Genomic DNA, 16,574 nt, shown 5'->3' on the forward strand with positions numbered 1-16,574 from the left:
CTCTATTTTTTTAAACCATTTTTTTAGGATTTACTAATCTATCAAACTCTTCCATAGTTAAATAACCTAATCTAATTGCTTCTTCTTTTATAGTAGTATTATTCTTATATGCAGATCTTGCTATTTTTGCAGATTTTTCATAACCTATATGAGTATTTAATGCCGTAACTAACATTAATGATCGATCTAACAATTCTTTAATCCTTGAATAATTAGGAGTAATTCCTTCAACACAAAGATTAGAAAAAGAAATAGTAGCATCAGATAAAAGTTGAGCTGATTGTATAAAATTATAAGCCATTAATGGTTTATAAACATTTAATTCATAATTTCCTGATGATCCAGCTATTGATATAGATAAATCATTCCCTATAATTTGTGTACATACCATAAGAATAGCCTCACATTGTGTAGGATTTATTTTTCCAGGCATAATAGAAGATCCTGGTTCATTTTCAGGTAAAAAAATTTCTCCTATACCAGAACGAGGGCCAGAAGATAAAAAACGAATATCATTTGATATTTTCATTATAGAAATAGCTATTTGCTTTAGTGAACTATGAGATTCAACTATAGCATCATGAGATGCTATAGATTCAAATTTATTATTTGCTATTTTAAATGGAAAATTAGTATATTCACATATATATTCAGTTACTTTTAAGTCGTATCCTTTAGGAGAATTTAAACCTGTTCCTACGGCCGTTCCTCCTATAGCTAATTCAGAAAGATGATCTAAAGTTTTTTGAAGAGAATTTAAACCATGATCTATTTGTGATACATATCCAGAAAATACTTGACCCAAAGTAATAGGAACAGCATCCATAAGATGAGTTCTTCCTATTTTTATAATATCTTTAAATAACGTTTTTTTTCTTTCTAGTGAATCACGTAACTTTTTTATAGATGGAATAGTTTCTTCTACTAATTTTTTATAAGAAGCAATATGCATAGCCGTAGAATATGTATCATTAGAGGATTGTGACATATTCACGTCATCATTAGGATGTATAAAAGACGGTTTTTCTCCTATCAATTTACCCATTAATATTTGAGCTCTATTTGAAACGACCTCGTTTACATTCATATTTGAATGAGTTCCAGATCCTGTTTGCCAAATAACCAGAGGAAAATGATCGTCTAATTTTCCTTCTATAATTTCTTCACAAACTAAAGAAATTAAATCTCTTTTTTTTCTAGATAATAATCCAAATGAAAAATTTGCATGAGCCGATGCTTTTTTTAAAATAGCGAAAGAACGAATAATTTCAATAGGCATACTTCCTTCCAATCCAATCTTAAAATTATTTCTGGATCTTTCTGTTTGTGCTCCCCAATATTTTACTAACGGTATTTTAACTTTACCCAAAGTATCTTCTTCTGTTCTAAAAATCATTTTTATATTCTATTTTTTTTTACGAAATTAACGAACTCTCTAAAAAAAATATTTTTATCTTAATTTCCATTTTTTTATGATCATTAAGTTTATAGGATTTTTATTATTCTTATTCATAACTATATCTGGTTTTTGGTGTGTTATTTTTTTATTGTTTTTTAGCATTTATTGGATTATAAATATAGGAATTAGTTCAATAATAAGAAGAAATAAAAACGAAAAAAAACCATAAAATTCAGATATAAAATGAAAAAAAAAATATTTAAAAATAAATATTTTTGGATAAGTTTTCTTTTTTTGATATGGATGTCTTTTTTCGATACAAATTCTTTAGAATTACACTGGAAATTTAAAAAAAATTTAAACCAAATGATATTAGATAGAGATTTTTTAAAAGAAAAAATTTTATCAGAAGGAAATCATCTAAAAAAATTAAACACAGATTCTAAATATTTAGAAAAAGTAGCTAGAGAAAAATTCTATATGAAAAAAGAAGATGAAGATTTATTTCTTGTTGTATACAAGTAATAAGTACCACTAATTTTATCTATTCATATAAATTAATAAAATGCTTAAATCAGAAGGAGAAACTCCACTAATTCTTGAAGCTTGAGACAATGATTCTGGACGATGATAAGTCAATTTTTCTATAGCTTCTATAGACAAAGATGGAATTTTTCCAAAATCAATATTCTTTGGAATTTTAAGATTTTCAAGTTTCAACAATTTTTTTGCGTTTTCTTTTTCTCTTTCAAGATATCCTTTATATTTTATTCGAATAGACACTTGTTCTAATACCTCTTGATTAAAATTATTTTTATCTATTTCATCTTTAAGAGATGGTATCATAATAAGATCTTTTATATCAATTTCTGAACGAGAAAGAATGTTATTCATTTTTTTTTCATGAAGAATCATTGGAGATTTTTTTTTATTTAAAATAGGATTTATAATGTCTGGTTTAAAATTTTTATTTTGAAATAAAAACATACATTTTTTTATTTTAGATTTTTTTTTATCTACTTCCTTCATTCTTTTTTCTGAAATTAAACCTATATTATAACCAATAGACGTTAATCTTTCATCCGCATTATCCTGACGTAATAACATCCTGTATTCGGCTCTTGAAGTAAACATCCTATAAGGTTCTTTTGTTCCTTTCGTAATTAAATCATCTATTAAAACACCTATATAGGCTTGACTCCTTTTTAAAATCAAAGGTTCTTTATTATTGTCAACTTTTAAATGAGCATTTATTCCTGCTATTAATCCTTGAGCTGCTGCTTCTTCATATCCTGTTGTTCCATTAATTTGTCCTGCAAAAAAAAGATTTTTGATTATTTTACTTTCTAAAGTTAATTTTAATTGAATAGGAGGAAAATAATCATATTCAATAGCATATCCAGGTCTTATCATTTTTGCATTCTCAAATCCTTTAATTTTTCTTAAAGCTTTATATTGTATATGTTCAGGTAAAGAAGTAGAAAATCCATTGATATAAACTTCTACTGTATTCCACCCTTCTGGTTCTACAAAAATTGGATGTTCATCTTTTTCGGAAAATCTACTTATTTTTTCTTCAATAGAAGGACAATATCTAGGACTTACTCCATGCATCTCTCCTGTAAAAATTGGAGATAATTTTTTATTGTTATATATAACCTCATGTACTTCTTTATTAGTAGATGTAATATAACATTCCTTTTGTTGATTTAGTCTTTTAGTATTTAAAAAAGAAAATTTTTTAGGATTTTTATCTCCTTTTTGAGATGTCATTTTGTGATAGTTTAACGAACGTCCATCTATTCTTGGAGAAGTTCCTGTTTTCATTCTTCCATGTTGAATACCTAAGTTATCAGTTAATTGTTCCGTAATTCCTTTAACTTCTTGTTCCGCTATTCTTCCACCACTTATTTTTTTATTTCCGATATAAATTTTTCCATTTAAGAATGTTCCATTAGTGAGAATAACAGATTTTCCTCTAATTTTTATTCCAAAAGAAGTAATCACTCCTCTTATTTCGTTTTTTTTTATCAGTAAAGAAATTACTGTTTCTTGATATAAATCTAGTTTATGATTTTTTTCTAAAAACAATCTCCAATGACTAGAAAATAATTTTCTATCACATTGAGCTCTAGGACTCCACATAGCAGGTCCTTTTGATTTATTTAACATTCTAAATTGTATCATACTATAATCTGTTATGATGCCTGAAAAACCACCTAAAGCATCTATCTCTCTTACTATTTGTCCTTTAGCTATCCCCCCTATAGCTGGATTACAAGACATTTGACCGATAGTCTGCATATTCGTGGTAATGAGCAATGTTTTAGATCCCATCTTAGAAGAAGCTAAAGCCGCTTCTGATCCAGCATGACCAGCTCCAACAACGATAACATCGTACGTATTATTTACAAACATGATTTTTTTTCAAAATTGGAATAAAAATAAATAAAAATCTTCTTTTTTTTTCATTAATTTTTTATGAATTTTATCTTCATATCCAATAAAATGAAGAAGAGCATGTATCATTACTCTTTTCAACTCAACTTTAAAATTTTGATTCCATTTTTTAGAATTATCTAAAACACGATCTATACTAATAAATATATCTCCTGATATGAAACATTTTTTTTTTCCTTCTTTTACAGAAGAAAAAGCAATTACATCTGTGTAATCATTTTTTCGTAAAAATTTTTTATTTAATTTTAAAAGATAAGCATCATTACAAAAAATATAATTAATTATTCCTACCTTTTTACCTTCATTTTTTAGTAAAATATGGATAAACTGAAGAAAAAAATATTTTTTTTGAATAGAAAAATTAGAAATTTCGTAAAAAAAATTAATCATACATAAATGAAATATTTATGTTTTTAAATATAACAGTGAAAAAAATAAGAAATGTCATTCCAAATACTTTTACTACATTAAATCTATTTTTTGGATGTGTTTCCCTTACATTATTACAATTAAAAGAATTTGATAATTCTGCTATATTTACTCTTTTTTCATTTTTATTTGATTTTTTAGATGGATTTACTTCTAGAATTATAAAAAATAAAAGTAAAATAGGAAAAGAATTAGATTCTTTAGCCGATATCATTTCTTTTGGTTTAGTTCCATCTATGATAGTTTTTTCTTTATTAAAAGATGAAAGGAAAAAGGCTCTCCCATTTATTGAATGGTTTTCTTTCTTAATAATTATATCCTCTGCATTTCGATTGGCTGAATTTAACATAACTTCTTCTTTTCGTAAAAAAAATTACGGTTTAACTACTCCAATAAACACATTATTTTTCACTACTTTATCTTTTATCATGAGACATCAAAATACAGGTTATATAAAAACAGTTATTTTAAATCCTATGATCATAGTTTCTCTAATTTTTTTTTCTTGTTATTTCTTATTATCTAAAATACCAATGTTTTCATTAATTTTTAGTGATTTTTCTTGGAAAAAGAATAAAAAACGTTATTTATTTTTACTAATAAGTATATTTCTTTTCCTAACTTTACATTTAGTCGCAATACCTTGTATTATTATTTTATACATTATAACCTCAATATATTATAATCAAAGAAAAAATTTTCAAACATGAAATTAGAACTTTATCGTCCTATTTGCTTTTTTGATATAGAAGCTACAGGAATAAATATTGGAAAAGATAGGATTATAGAAATATCTATATTAAAAATATATCCTAATGAAAATAAAGAAAATAAAACTTGGCTTATTTTCCCTGGAATTCCCATACCACCACAATCTACGGCTATTCATGGAATAAAAGATGAAGATGTAGAAGGTAAATTAGAATTTAAAGATGTAGCTCATCATATTTTAAAAATGATTGCTAATTCGGATTTAGCAGGATATAATTCTAATAGATTTGACATACCTATTTTAGCAGAAGAAATGTTACGTGCGGGTATCTCCTTCGACATAAAAAAACATAGGACTATAGATGTTCAAGTTATTTTCCATAAAAAAGAACCTAGAACACTTTCTGCTGCTTATCAATATTATTGTAAAAAAGATCTTAGAAAGGCTCATAGTTCTAAAGCCGATACATTTGCTACTTACGAAATATTATTAGCACAATTAGAAAAATATAATGATCTAAAAAATGATGTAAAAAGTTTGAATCAGTTTTCTTACCAGAAGAATATAGCAGATCTTGCTGGTTTTATAAAAATAGATGAAAAAGGAAATGAAATATTTAACTTTGGTAAATATAAAGGTCAGAAAGTATATGAAATTTTTGAAAGAGATCCAAATTATTACGGTTGGATACAAAATTCTGATTTTCCATTATATACTAAAAAAGTATTTACGGGTGTAAAATTACGTAAATTCAATAAAAAATAATCATTTTGTAAGATCTTTCATTTTTTTAGAAATAAAAGAATTTAAATTTTTACCATGAAGTAAATTTTTTGATAAAAAAGTTAGATTTAAAGCTTCTTGAATAATTTCCTTTTGATTTTTTTCTCTTAAAGCTTTTTTCATTAAAGGATGATTGACATTAACAATTAATTGATAAAATTTATTATCATCATTTTTCAAAATTTCTTTACCTAAAGAATTCATTTCCTTCATTCTTCGTAAAAATTCTGGAATTATAATGAAAAAAGGATAGTCTTTTTCAGAAAGATTTTCTAATTGTATAGAAAATTTGTATTCGTCTGTTAAACAAATATTAATTAAGTTTTTTAAACTTTCTTTTTCCTCTATGGAAAGAGAAGAAATATATTTTTCTTTCCTGTGAATTATTTTATCAAGATGATCTGAATCTACACGAACAAAAGAAACATTTTTATCATTCATTTCTATTTTTTGAATTAAATGAACGGTTAGTGGACTATCTAAAATTAAAATTTCATAGGATCTTTCTTCCGCTTGTTTAATAAAACTATATTCCTTTTCTTTATTTGAAGTATAAAGAAATACAATTTTTCCATCCTTATCTATCTGATAGTTTTTTACTTTATTTTTTAATTCTTCCAAAGTAAAAAAAACTTTTTTGATTGTAGGATAAAGGAAAAATTTATTTGCTTTTTCGAAAAAGTTAGTATTACTGATCATTCCATATTCTACTATTATTCTTATATTTATCCATTTTTTTTGAAAATCAGGCCTATTTTCCTTAAACATGTAATCCAATTTATCTCCAACCTTTCTGGTAATATATTTTGATATATTCTTTACAGAAGAATCTGATTGTAAATGAGAACGAGAAACATTAAGAGGAATATCTGGAGAATCAATAACTCCTTTTAATAGACTCAGAAAGTCTGGAACAATTCCTTCTAAATTATCTGTGATAAAAACTTGATTTTGGTATAAATGAATTTTATCTCTTTGAAAATCTATTTTTTTCTCTATATTCGGAAAATATAAAATTCCTGTTAAACGAAAAGGATGATCAATATTCAAATGAATCCAAAATAATGCTTTCTCTAATTGATTTGGATATAATTCATGATAAAAATCTAGATAATCCTGATCACTTAAGTGTTTAGGATTTTTTTTCCAAGAAGGTGAGATATTATTTATTATTATTTCTTTTTCATAATCTGACGAAAGAGAAATAACTATAGGCATGAATTTACAATATTTATGTAACATTTTCAAAATTCGATCGTACTCCAGAAATTCTTTATTCTCTTCATTAATAAAAAGAACTATTTCTGTTCCTCTTTTTCTTTTTTCTATTTCTTTCATAGAAAAATTTGGAGAACCTTCGCAAGACCAGGATATGGAAGGATGATCTTTCCTATAAGATTGTGTATAAATAATAACCTTTCTAGCCACCATAAAAGAAGAATAAAAACCTAAACCAAAGTGTCCGATAATAGAAGAAGACGAATTTTGATATTGTTGTATAAATTCTTCTGCCCCAGAGAAAGCAATTTGATTAATATATTTTTCTACTTCTTTTTTTGTCATTCCAATTCCATTATCACTAATACGAATAGTTTGATTTTTTTTATCAATTTGAATTTTAATTTGAAAATTATCGACAAAATCTTCTATTTTTCCTAATTCTACTAAAATTTTCAATTTTAAAACAGCATCTGTTGCATTGGAAACTAATTCACGTAAAAAAATTTCCTGATCTGAATAAAGAAATCTTTTGATAATAGGAAAAATATTATCTGAAGTAACACTAATTTTATCTTTTTCCATATTTATACTAAGAATTTTTGATAGAAACAACAAAGATTATACCATTCACATCTATCAGACATTATGTCAGTTATTTATATTTTATTCAGGAAAAAAAGAATCAATAAATTTTTCTCCATCAAATTTTTTTAGATCTCTAATTTTCTCTCCTATTCCAACATATTTAATAGGAATTTTAAATTGATCCATAATTCCTAAAACCATACCTCCTTTAGCAGTTCCTTCTATCTTTGTTAAGATGATGGAAGTTACTTTAACGAAAGTAATAAATTTTCTTACTTGTTCAAAAGAATTTTGTCCTGTTGATGCATCTAAAACAAGCATAACTTCATGAGGTGCATTAGGTATAACTCTTTTTAAAACTCTACTAATTTTAGATAATTCTTCCATAAGACCTACCCGATTTTGAAATCTTCCCGCAGTATCGATTAATACTACGTCTATTTTTTTAGATTTAGCAGATTGTAATGTATCATATGCAACAGAAGCAGGATCCGCATACATATGTTGTTTAATCAATGGAACATTAACTAAATTTGACCATATTTCAAGTTGGTTTATAGCAGCAGCACGATATGTATCTGCAGCTCCTATAATTAAATTCAAACCTTTTTTTTTTAAAAGGAAGGCTAATTTACCAATCGTAGTAGTTTTTCCAACTCCATTGACTCCAATCATAATAATAACATATGGTTTGTTTTTTTCATCTTCTACTTTATCTTCCAGACATTTATTTTTTATATCCATAAATAGAAGCTTCATTTCTTCTTTGAGAAGTTTATATAAATATTTTATATCTACTACGTTATTTTTAACGTCTTGAACTTTCTTTTCAAGATTATTAATAATTTTTATAGTTGTTTTTATTCCTACATCAGAAGATAATAATATTTCTTCAACATGATCAAAAAAATCTGTATCTAATTTTTTTTTTCCACTAGCAGAAAATAAATTTCTAATCCTAGAAAAAAAAGTTTCTCTAGTTTTTTTCAATTCACGATGAAATGTTATATTATCTTCTTTTCTTTCATATTTTTTCATGTTTCACGATGATTGAATGTATTCAGAATGAATAATCATTAAATTAATTAGTTATTAAAATAATCTTTAATTTCTTTTTCACTTAAAATTTTTTTTTCAAAAGAATAAGAATCAGATTTATCTGATTTAATTATTCTAATAGCCAATATTTTTTTTTGAGAATTTTTCTTTGTTTTATTTTCTATAACTTTTTTAGACATTTTTATTTATTTAATTTCCTTATGTATAGTATATTTTTTCAATATAGGATTATACTTTTTTAATTCTATTCTATTTGGAGAATTTTTTTTATTCTTAGTTGTTGTGTATCTAGAAATTCCAGAAATACCACTTTTTCTTTGTTCAGTACATTCCAATATAATTTGAATTCGATTTCCTTTTTTTCCCATGATAATAATAATTTTTTCTTTGTTCAGTACATTCTAATATAATTTGAATTTGATTTCCTTTTTTTTCCATGACAATAATAATTTTTTCTTTGTTTTTTATTTTTATGTTTATGTGTATGTTTATGTTTATGTGTATGTTTTTTATATTTAAAACGTTTTAAAGCGTTTTCTATTCCTATTTTATTAATAATTTTAATAGCATAGGTGCAAATTCTTAATTTGATCCATTTTTTTTCTTTTTCTAAAAAAAAACGTTTTTTACATAAATTTATATTAAAACGACGTTTGCTTTTATTATTAGCATGAGATATTCTATATCCTATCATTGCTTTTTTACCTGTTAGTTCACATATTTTTGACATAATTATTTTTTTACTAACTTTGTTTTTTCATCGTAAGATACAATAAATTCTTTTTTTATTACTTTACTTTAAGTAGTTAAAAACTAAAAGTAAAGTGTAAAAACTTTTATAGTAAATATTTACATGTCAGGACACAGTAAATGGGCTAATATACAACATAAGAAATCCAATAAAGATTTTAGAAAATCTAAAATTTTCTCTAAAATTATTAAAGAAATTTTTATTGCAGTTAAAGAATCTGGTAAAAATAGAGTTTCTTTCCGTTTAAAAAAAGCGATACTAAATGCAAAATCTTTCAATATACCAAAAAATACTATAGAAAGAACGATACAAAAAGCTTTACAAGTTAATAAAAACAATATTTTATATTTAGAAGGACAATTTCATGAAATTAGTTTGATTATAGAATGCTTAACAGATAATCATATTAGAACCACTTCAGATATAAAAATTATCCTAAATAAAAAAGGAGGAAGATTATGTCGTTATGGAGAATTAAATCATTTATTTAATCGTATAGTTTGTTTTTCTATAGAGAAGAAATATTTTCGTTCTTCTATTGAAGATTTCGAACTTATGGCAATAGACTACGGAGCTAAAGATTTTTTAAGAGATGATTATTATTTACATATATACACTGATTTTGAATCCTTTGGAAGGATGAAAAAATATTTAGATAAAATGAATAATTTTTACAATTATCTAATTAAATATTTAGCCGTACATCCTAAATATATTTCAGATAAATATAGGAAAAAAATATTGGATATAATAGAAAAACTAAAAGAACATGAAGATGTCAAAAAAATTTACTCTAATATGAAAGTATTAGAAAAAAATAATAAAGTATAACGTCCTATCGCGTTGAATTATTTAATAAATTTATTATTAAATTTATTTAATGAGGAAAGTCCGGACACCATAGAGCGGTACAATGGATAACATCCATACATCGAAAGATGAGGAATAGTGCAACAGAAAGAATGTACAGGTACGCTGTAGTGAAATCATGTAAACTCTGTACGGTGAAATGCCATGTATACCGGAAAACTTGCTCGGTTGATACCGGGGGGTAGGCAGAAAGAGATTATGGGTAACCTTATATCCTAGATAAATGATAGGATTCAAAAAATAGAAACAGAATCCGGCTTATAGTTTTACTTTATTATTTTGGAGAGGTGGCCGAGAGGATGAAGGCGCACGCTTGGAAAGCGTGTACACAAAATAGAAGTGTCAAGGGTTCGAATCCCTTTCTCTCCGCGAAAAAATTAATATTTTTCTATATCTTTTAGTTTTTTCTCTATTAAATTTTTCCTAACACCCATAACTATGTCTATATCTTTAGATGCATCTTGTATTTTATCCTGTACTTGATGAAGTAAAAGTCCAAATTTTGTAAATTCTTTTTTCACAGTTTCTAAAACTTTCCAAACTTCGGAACTCCTTTTCTGAATAGCTAGAGTACGAAATCCTATTTGCAAACTGTTTAACATAGCAGCTAATGTAGACGGCCCTGTTATAACTATTTTATACTTTCTTAAAAGTTCTTCTAATAGACTAGAATTTTTAACAATTTCCGCATATATACCTTCAAAAGGTAAAAATAAAATAGCAAAATCAGTAGTATTTGGAGGATCTATATATTTCTCCATAATATTTTTAGACATTTTTTTAAGAACGGATATCATATTTTTTTTAGCTATTTCTAGTTTTTCTTTTTTTCCTAAACTATAAGCTAATTGTAATTTTTCATAAGTTTCTTTTGGAAATTTTACATCAATGGGCAACCAGACAGTATTCCCTTTTCCAAGTCCTGGAAGTTTAATTGCAAATTCTACAACATAGTTGGTACTAGATTTAGTCACAACATTACACGCATATTGTTCTGGAGAAAGAATTTGTTGCAAAAGCATAGATAACTGCATTTCACTAAAACTTCCACATATTTTCACATGATTTAAAGTTCTTTTTAAAGCATTTACATCTTGTGCTAAATTTTTCATATCCCCTAATCCTTTCTGTAAAAAAAAGAGTTGATTACCTATAATATCAAAAGATTTTCCTAAATGTAGGTTCAATGAATTATGAAGTTTTTCGTCAACATTCTCCCTGATTTCTTCTAGTCTTTTTTCTGTTATTTTAATTAATTTTTCTTGTTCTATATGAAAAAGATCTAATTTATTAGATTGGTTATCCATGTAAAACTGAATTTTTTGATCAACAGAGTTTTGAAAATCTTTTGTGGATAGAAGAATACTTTCTTTAAAATCTTTTATTGAATTTATGAATTCAATTCGATCATATTGATTCATGTTCCGGTTTTCTTTCCACTGTTTCTCTAATTGATTTTTAAAAAAAATTTCAAATCTTCTAAAGATTAAAAAACATAAAAAACCTAACAAAAGAACAATAGAAAACCAAAAAAAAATCATTTTTTTATAAAAGAAATAGCGGGAATAGGACTCGAACCTATGACCTTCGGGTTATGAGCCCGACGAGCTACCAACTGCTCCATCCCGCGGATTTTAATCAATATAATTTTTTTTATTCATAAAAACAAATTATATGAAATTTGTTTTTATCCATTCATAGAAATCAAGAAATCTTCATTATTTTGTGTTCTTGCTATACGTGATTTTAAAAATTCCATAGCCTCTACAGGATTCATATCGGACAGATGTTTTCGTAAAATCCACATTCTTTGCAATGTTTTTGTGTCCAATAATAAATCATCTTTTCTTGTACTAGACGAGATTAAATCAATAGCTGGATAAATTCGTTTATTAGAAATTTTTCTATCTAGTTGAAGTTCTTTATTCCCTGTTCCCTTAAATTCTTCAAAAATAACTTCATCCATTTTAGATCCAGTATCAATCATAGCAGTTGCTATAATAGATAAAGAACCTCCATTTTCTATATTTCTAGCCGCTCCAAAAAATCTTTTTGGTTTATGTAAAGCATTTGCATCAACTCCACCCGATAATACTTTACCAGAAGCAGGGGATACAGTATTATAAGCACGGGCTAAACGTGTTATAGAATCTAATAAAATGACAACATCATGAGAACATTCTACCATTCTTTTTGCTTTTTGCAATACTATATTTGCCACTTTAACATGTCTATCTGCTGGTTCATCAAAAGTAGATGCTATTACTTCCCCTCTCACATTTCTTTGCATGTCTGTTACTTCTTCTGGACGTTCATCTATCAATAAAATAATCAAATAAACTTCCGGATGGTTAGCTGCAATAGCGTTAGCAATTTCTTTCAATAAAGTAGTTTTTCCTGTTTTTGGAGGAGCAACAATCATTCCCCTTTGCCCTTTACCTATAGGAGTGAAAAGATCCACTATTCTTGTGGAAATAGTCGAATTTTTTTCAGCTATTTTAAATTTTTCGTTTGGAAAAAGAGGGGTCAAATGTTCAAAAGAATCTCTTTCTCTTACTACAGATGGTGATCTTCCATTTATTTCAATAATTTTTATCAAAGGAAAATATTTTTCTCCATTTTTAGGTGGACGGACTTCTCCTCTTATAGTATCTCCTGTTTTCATTCCAAAAAGTCTTATTTGAGATTGAGAAACATAAATATCATCAGGAGATGATAAATAATTAAAATCAGACGATCTTAAAAAACCATAATTTTCAGCCATAATCTCTAATACTCCTTCACTAATTATAATTCCTTCAAATTCGTATTCTGGTGTACGATATTTATTATTAGAATTTTTTTGTTTCAATACATTTTCTGATTCAGTATGAGCTGATGATGAATTTGATTCTACTTGATGATTTTTATTATCTTTTCTCCAATTTTTGACATATTTCTTTGTATATCTTATGTTTTCTTCTGGTTGTTTATTATTTTTTGGATATTTTTTTGAATTTTCTTGACGATTCAATTTATTTTTTTCTTGAAATTCTTTTTTAAAAGAATTTTCTATTTTTAAATTTGAATAATTGGTTTTGTTTTTTTTATTAAGTCTTGTTTTATTTTTTAAAATGGAAATAATTTTTTCCAGGAGTTCATTTTTTCGTAATTGTGTACATTTTTTTAATCCTGAAGAACGAGCGATCTCCTGTAATTCAAAAAGTTTTTTACTTTTTAATTCAGTAATATCAAACATAATATTATTATAAAGTAGTAGTAATTGGGTTAGATTTTATTATATATGCCACTTTTGGCTTATTAATTATAAGACAGTATATTTCCTAATACTTAGGAATTAGGATAAATTACAATTATACAAATTAATTTGAACTTCAAGAATAAATTGTAAAATATTTTTTTTAATCAAAAAGATTATGCTATACCGTAAACAGTCCTTTTATGTATTAATTTCTATAATAATTTCTTATTTTTCTTTATATTTTTATCCATATTCTAAAAAAAATATTAAAAATATTTTTGATGTAATTTTATTATTATTCATAATAATATGTCTAATTTTATCTATTACTAGTTTTCTTTTATTTAAGAGAAAAAAAATCCAATTAATTATTAATAGATTGAACATACTAGTACATTTCAGTCTTTTTATACTAATTGTTTTTTTTTCATATTATCAATTCAATAAAATTAACTTTCTTCTTTTAAGAAAAAGAAACCTTTTTCTTATATTACTATCTGTATATCTATTATACCTTTCCAATAAAAGAATCAGAAGAGATATAGAATTGATTAATTCTATGGATAGAATAAGATAGAAAAAAGATCAATATAAAAAAATGAAAAAAACTTCATTAAAGGAAAAATTTGAAGTCTTTGAAAAAGAGTTTTATAAAATTTCAAAATATATTATACAGCCTAATAAATATGAAAAAATAGAATATAAAAGATTATTAAAGAAATACAAAGAATTGGAAAATATAATAGATATATATGATAAATATAAAGAAAAACTTTCTTCATTACATGAAGCTGATTTTTTTTTGAAAAAAGATTATGATCCTGAAATGAGAAAAATAGCATTTTTGGAAAAAAAAAAAATTTTGGAAGATTTATCTTCTATTGAAAAGAGATCATATCATCTATTCAACTCGCTTTCTTTGATAGAAAAAGAAATTACAATAAAAGATGATCATGATAATAGAAATGCTATAGTTGAATTAAGATCTGGAACAGGTGGAAATGAAGCTTGTCTTTTTGTAGAAGATATATTACGTATGTATACTATGTATTTTAAACAAATAGGTTGGAAATATAAAATTATACATGCTCAAAAAGGAGGAATTAAAGGTTATAAAGAAATAATTTTGGATGTGAAAGGGGATAAAGAGGTTTATGGAAATTTAAAATTTGAATCTGGAGTCCACAGAGTACAAAGAGTTCCAAAAACAGAATCTCAAGGAAGAATACATACTTCAGCTATAACAGTTGCTGTTCTTCCTGAAATAAAAGATGTAGAAATGAAAATTTCTTTGTCCGATATAAAAAAAGATACTTTCAGAGCTAGTGGTTCTGGAGGACAACATGTCAATAAAACGGAATCAGCTGTAAGATTAACTCATATTCCAAGTAAAATTACAGTAGAATGTCAAGAAGAACGTTCTCAACATAAAAATTTTGAAAAAGCAATGAATATTTTAAGATCTAGAATTTATCAAAAAGAAATAGAAAAAAAACTCCAAAAAAGATCTACACAAAGAAAAATTTTAGTCTCTACAGGTGATCGTTCAGTGAAAATACGTACTTATAATTATCCTAAAGGGAGAATAACGGATCACAGAATTCATAAATCTATTTATAATTTGGAAGGGTTCATGAATGGAAATATTCAAGAAATGATTAACTCATTAAAAAAATTAATGAGTAAAAATTAAGAAATTTTTTATATTTTATCAAAATTGGTATTTATATACAGTGTATCCAAAAAATTTGTATTATAATTTCCTTTCAAAAAATCATTATTCTCCATAATATGTTTATGAAATGGAATAGTGGTTCGAATTCCTTCTATTACAAATTCATCTAATGAACGACGCATTTTTTCAATAGTTTCTTTTCTAGTTTTTGCTGTTGTAATAATTTTTGCAATCATAGAATCATAATAATGTGTAATATGATAACCTGCATAAATATGAGTATCAACACGTACACCTATTCCTCCAGGTAAATGCATTTGAGTTATTTTACCAGGTGTTGGACGAAAATTTTTATAAGGTTCTTCTGCATTAATTCTACACTCTATTGAACACATTTTAGGATAATAATTTTTACCAGAAAGCTTTTCACCATAAGCTAAAAAAATTTGTTCTCGTATAAGATCTAATCCAGTAATCTCTTCAGTAATAGTATGTTCTACTTGAATTCTTGGATTCATCTCCATAAAATAAAAATTTCTATTTTTATCAACTAAAAATTCTATAGTACCTACTCCTTCATAATGAATAAATTCAGCAGCTTTGATAGCCTCTTTTCCCATTTTTTTTCTTAAAGATGTATTTAAAAAAGGAGAAGGGGCTTCCTCTATTAATTTTTGATTTCTTCGTTGAATAGAACAATCTCTTTCTGAGAGATGACAAGTTTTTCCATATTTATCTCTAATTATTTGTATTTCAATATGTCTTGGATTTAAAATTAATTTTTCCATATAAAGTTCCTTTTTTCCGAAAAAGGATAACGCTTCTTTTTTTGCTTCTTCCCAAGATTTCTTTAATTTTTCTTTGCACAAAACAGATCGTATTCCTATTCCTCCTCCACCAAAAACAGATTTAATCATAAGAGGATATCCTATTTTATCGGCTACTTTTTCTATTTCTTTATATGATGATCCAAAAAAACAATTATATCCAGGTAGACAAATAATTCCTGCTTTTTTCATTGTTTTTTTAGCTAAAAGTTTATTTCCCATTTGAATAATATGACTAGGTAGAGGTCCTATAAATTTTATATTATGTTTTTTACACATAGATGAGAAATATGCATTTTCAGATAAAAAACCATATCCAGGATGAATAGCGTCTGCATTTGTTATTTCTGCTGCGGATATTATATTTGGAATATTCAAATATGATTTAGATGGATGAGGAGGACCAATGCATACTGCTTCATCAGCAAAATAAACATGAAGACTATATTGATCTGCCGTAGAATAAACAGCTACTGTTTTTATTCCCATTTCTTTAGCTGTACGTATAATTCGTAAAGCTATTTCACCACGATTAGCTATTAATATTTTTTTGAACATAAAA

At 25.6% G+C, this 16,574-nt stretch carries 16 protein-coding genes, 2 tRNA genes, 1 other RNA gene and 1 pseudogene; 8 read left to right on the plus strand and 12 right to left on the minus strand.

Annotated elements, in window-relative coordinates; all coding sequences use genetic code 11:
- Positions 1-10 precede the first annotated feature (10 nt).
- On the minus strand, positions 11-1,396 hold the full coding sequence (gene fumC / locus H0H78_RS00500; RefSeq protein WP_185851077.1) for a class II fumarate hydratase: 1,386 nt from the start codon (positions 1,394-1,396) through the stop codon (positions 11-13).
- A 246-nt stretch (positions 1,397-1,642) separates the two neighbouring features.
- Between fumC and H0H78_RS00505 the strand changes: the two genes are divergently transcribed.
- A complete protein-coding gene (locus H0H78_RS00505) occupies positions 1,643-1,924 on the plus strand; it encodes an FtsB family cell division protein (RefSeq protein WP_238783765.1) in 282 nt (93 codons plus the stop codon).
- 15 nt (positions 1,925-1,939) lie between these two features.
- On the opposite strand, the gene mnmG is transcribed toward H0H78_RS00505, so the two are convergent.
- Together mnmG and ybeY are read right to left on the minus strand one after the other, a co-directional pair.
- Positions 1,940-3,817, minus strand: coding sequence for a tRNA uridine-5-carboxymethylaminomethyl(34) synthesis enzyme MnmG (gene mnmG / locus H0H78_RS00510; RefSeq protein WP_185851078.1), 1,878 nt, complete (start codon positions 3,815-3,817; stop codon positions 1,940-1,942).
- 9 nt (positions 3,818-3,826) lie between these two features.
- Positions 3,827-4,249 (minus strand): rRNA maturation RNase YbeY, encoded by a 423-nt coding sequence (ybeY, locus tag H0H78_RS00515; RefSeq protein ID WP_185851079.1) that lies wholly within the window; start codon positions 4,247-4,249, stop codon positions 3,827-3,829.
- 17 nt (positions 4,250-4,266) lie between these two features.
- On the opposite strand from ybeY, the gene H0H78_RS00520 reads away from it, so the two are divergent.
- Positions 4,267-4,998 (plus strand): CDP-alcohol phosphatidyltransferase family protein, encoded by a 732-nt coding sequence (locus H0H78_RS00520; protein ID WP_238783766.1) that lies wholly within the window; start codon positions 4,267-4,269, stop codon positions 4,996-4,998.
- Positions 4,995-5,765 carry a 3'-5' exonuclease gene (locus H0H78_RS00525; RefSeq protein WP_185851080.1) on the plus strand — a complete coding sequence of 257 codons (771 nt, stop codon included), beginning with the start codon at positions 4,995-4,997 and terminating at the stop codon, positions 5,763-5,765. The genes H0H78_RS00520 and H0H78_RS00525 overlap by 4 nt, the downstream gene beginning before the upstream one ends.
- On the opposite strand, the gene htpG is transcribed toward H0H78_RS00525, so the two are convergent.
- From htpG to rpmB, 5 genes and pseudogenes are all read right to left on the minus strand, one after another.
- On the minus strand, positions 5,766-7,586 hold the full coding sequence (gene htpG, locus H0H78_RS00530) for a molecular chaperone HtpG (RefSeq protein ID WP_185851081.1): 1,821 nt from the start codon (positions 7,584-7,586) through the stop codon (positions 5,766-5,768). It lies immediately after the preceding gene.
- Positions 7,587-7,667: 81 nt separating this feature from the next.
- Entirely contained in the window at positions 7,668-8,627 is a 960-nt protein-coding gene (ftsY, locus tag H0H78_RS00535) for a signal recognition particle-docking protein FtsY (protein ID WP_185851082.1), read from the minus strand.
- Positions 8,628-8,674: 47 nt separating this feature from the next.
- The gene (locus H0H78_RS00540) at positions 8,675-8,827 is read right to left on the minus strand and encodes a DUF4295 family protein (RefSeq protein ID WP_185851083.1); all 153 of its coding nucleotides are present in this window, start codon (positions 8,825-8,827) and stop codon (positions 8,675-8,677) included.
- Between the two features lie 6 nt (positions 8,828-8,833).
- Positions 8,834-9,016, minus strand: coding sequence for a 50S ribosomal protein L33 (gene rpmG, locus H0H78_RS00545; protein ID WP_185851084.1), 183 nt, complete (start codon positions 9,014-9,016; stop codon positions 8,834-8,836).
- A 125-nt stretch (positions 9,017-9,141) separates the two neighbouring features.
- Positions 9,142-9,378, minus strand: a pseudogene (rpmB, locus tag H0H78_RS03000) (50S ribosomal protein L28); the annotation flags it as partial.
- Positions 9,379-9,501: 123 nt separating this feature from the next.
- Between rpmB and H0H78_RS00555 the strand changes: the two are divergent.
- The 3 genes from H0H78_RS00555 to H0H78_RS00565 all read left to right on the plus strand — a co-directional run bounded on the left by H0H78_RS00555 (position 9,502) and on the right by H0H78_RS00565 (position 10,638).
- Positions 9,502-10,230 (plus strand): YebC/PmpR family DNA-binding transcriptional regulator, encoded by a 729-nt coding sequence (locus H0H78_RS00555; protein WP_185851086.1) that lies wholly within the window; start codon positions 9,502-9,504, stop codon positions 10,228-10,230.
- Positions 10,222-10,546: RNase P RNA component class A (gene rnpB, locus H0H78_RS00560), an RNA gene on the plus strand. The genes H0H78_RS00555 and rnpB overlap by 9 nt, the downstream gene beginning before the upstream one ends.
- 4 nt (positions 10,547-10,550) lie before the next feature.
- Positions 10,551-10,638, plus strand: a tRNA-Ser gene (locus H0H78_RS00565).
- 8 nt (positions 10,639-10,646) lie between these two features.
- Here H0H78_RS00565 and H0H78_RS00570 read toward each other — a convergent pair.
- The 3 genes from H0H78_RS00570 to rho all read right to left on the minus strand — a co-directional run bounded on the left by H0H78_RS00570 (position 10,647) and on the right by rho (position 13,507).
- Positions 10,647-11,810: a DNA recombination protein RmuC gene (locus tag H0H78_RS00570; RefSeq protein WP_185851087.1), complete on the minus strand. Its 1,164-nt coding sequence runs from the start codon at positions 11,808-11,810 to the stop codon at positions 10,647-10,649.
- Positions 11,811-11,826: 16 nt separating this feature from the next.
- Positions 11,827-11,899: transfer RNA gene (locus H0H78_RS00575), tRNA-Met, on the minus strand.
- 57 nt (positions 11,900-11,956) lie between these two features.
- A complete protein-coding gene (rho, locus tag H0H78_RS00580) occupies positions 11,957-13,507 on the minus strand; it encodes a transcription termination factor Rho (RefSeq protein ID WP_185851088.1) in 1,551 nt (516 codons plus the stop codon).
- Positions 13,508-13,685: 178 nt separating this feature from the next.
- Here rho and H0H78_RS00585 point away from each other — a divergent pair, with 178 nt between their 5' ends.
- Both H0H78_RS00585 and prfA read left to right on the plus strand, forming a co-directional pair.
- On the plus strand, positions 13,686-14,087 hold the full coding sequence (locus H0H78_RS00585) for a DUF4293 family protein (protein ID WP_185851089.1): 402 nt from the start codon (positions 13,686-13,688) through the stop codon (positions 14,085-14,087).
- Between the two features lie 21 nt (positions 14,088-14,108).
- Positions 14,109-15,203 (plus strand): peptide chain release factor 1, encoded by a 1,095-nt coding sequence (gene prfA, locus H0H78_RS00590; RefSeq protein ID WP_185851090.1) that lies wholly within the window; start codon positions 14,109-14,111, stop codon positions 15,201-15,203.
- 8 nt (positions 15,204-15,211) lie between these two features.
- On the opposite strand, the gene accC is transcribed toward prfA, so the two are convergent.
- Entirely contained in the window at positions 15,212-16,570 is a 1,359-nt protein-coding gene (gene accC, locus H0H78_RS00595; protein ID WP_185851091.1) for an acetyl-CoA carboxylase biotin carboxylase subunit, read from the minus strand.
- Positions 16,571-16,574: the final 4 nt, after the last annotated feature.

Origin of the sequence: Blattabacterium cuenoti, from assembly GCF_014251235.1 — a bacterium.
Lineage (GTDB): Bacteria > Bacteroidota > Bacteroidia > Flavobacteriales > Blattabacteriaceae > Blattabacterium > Blattabacterium cuenoti_AF.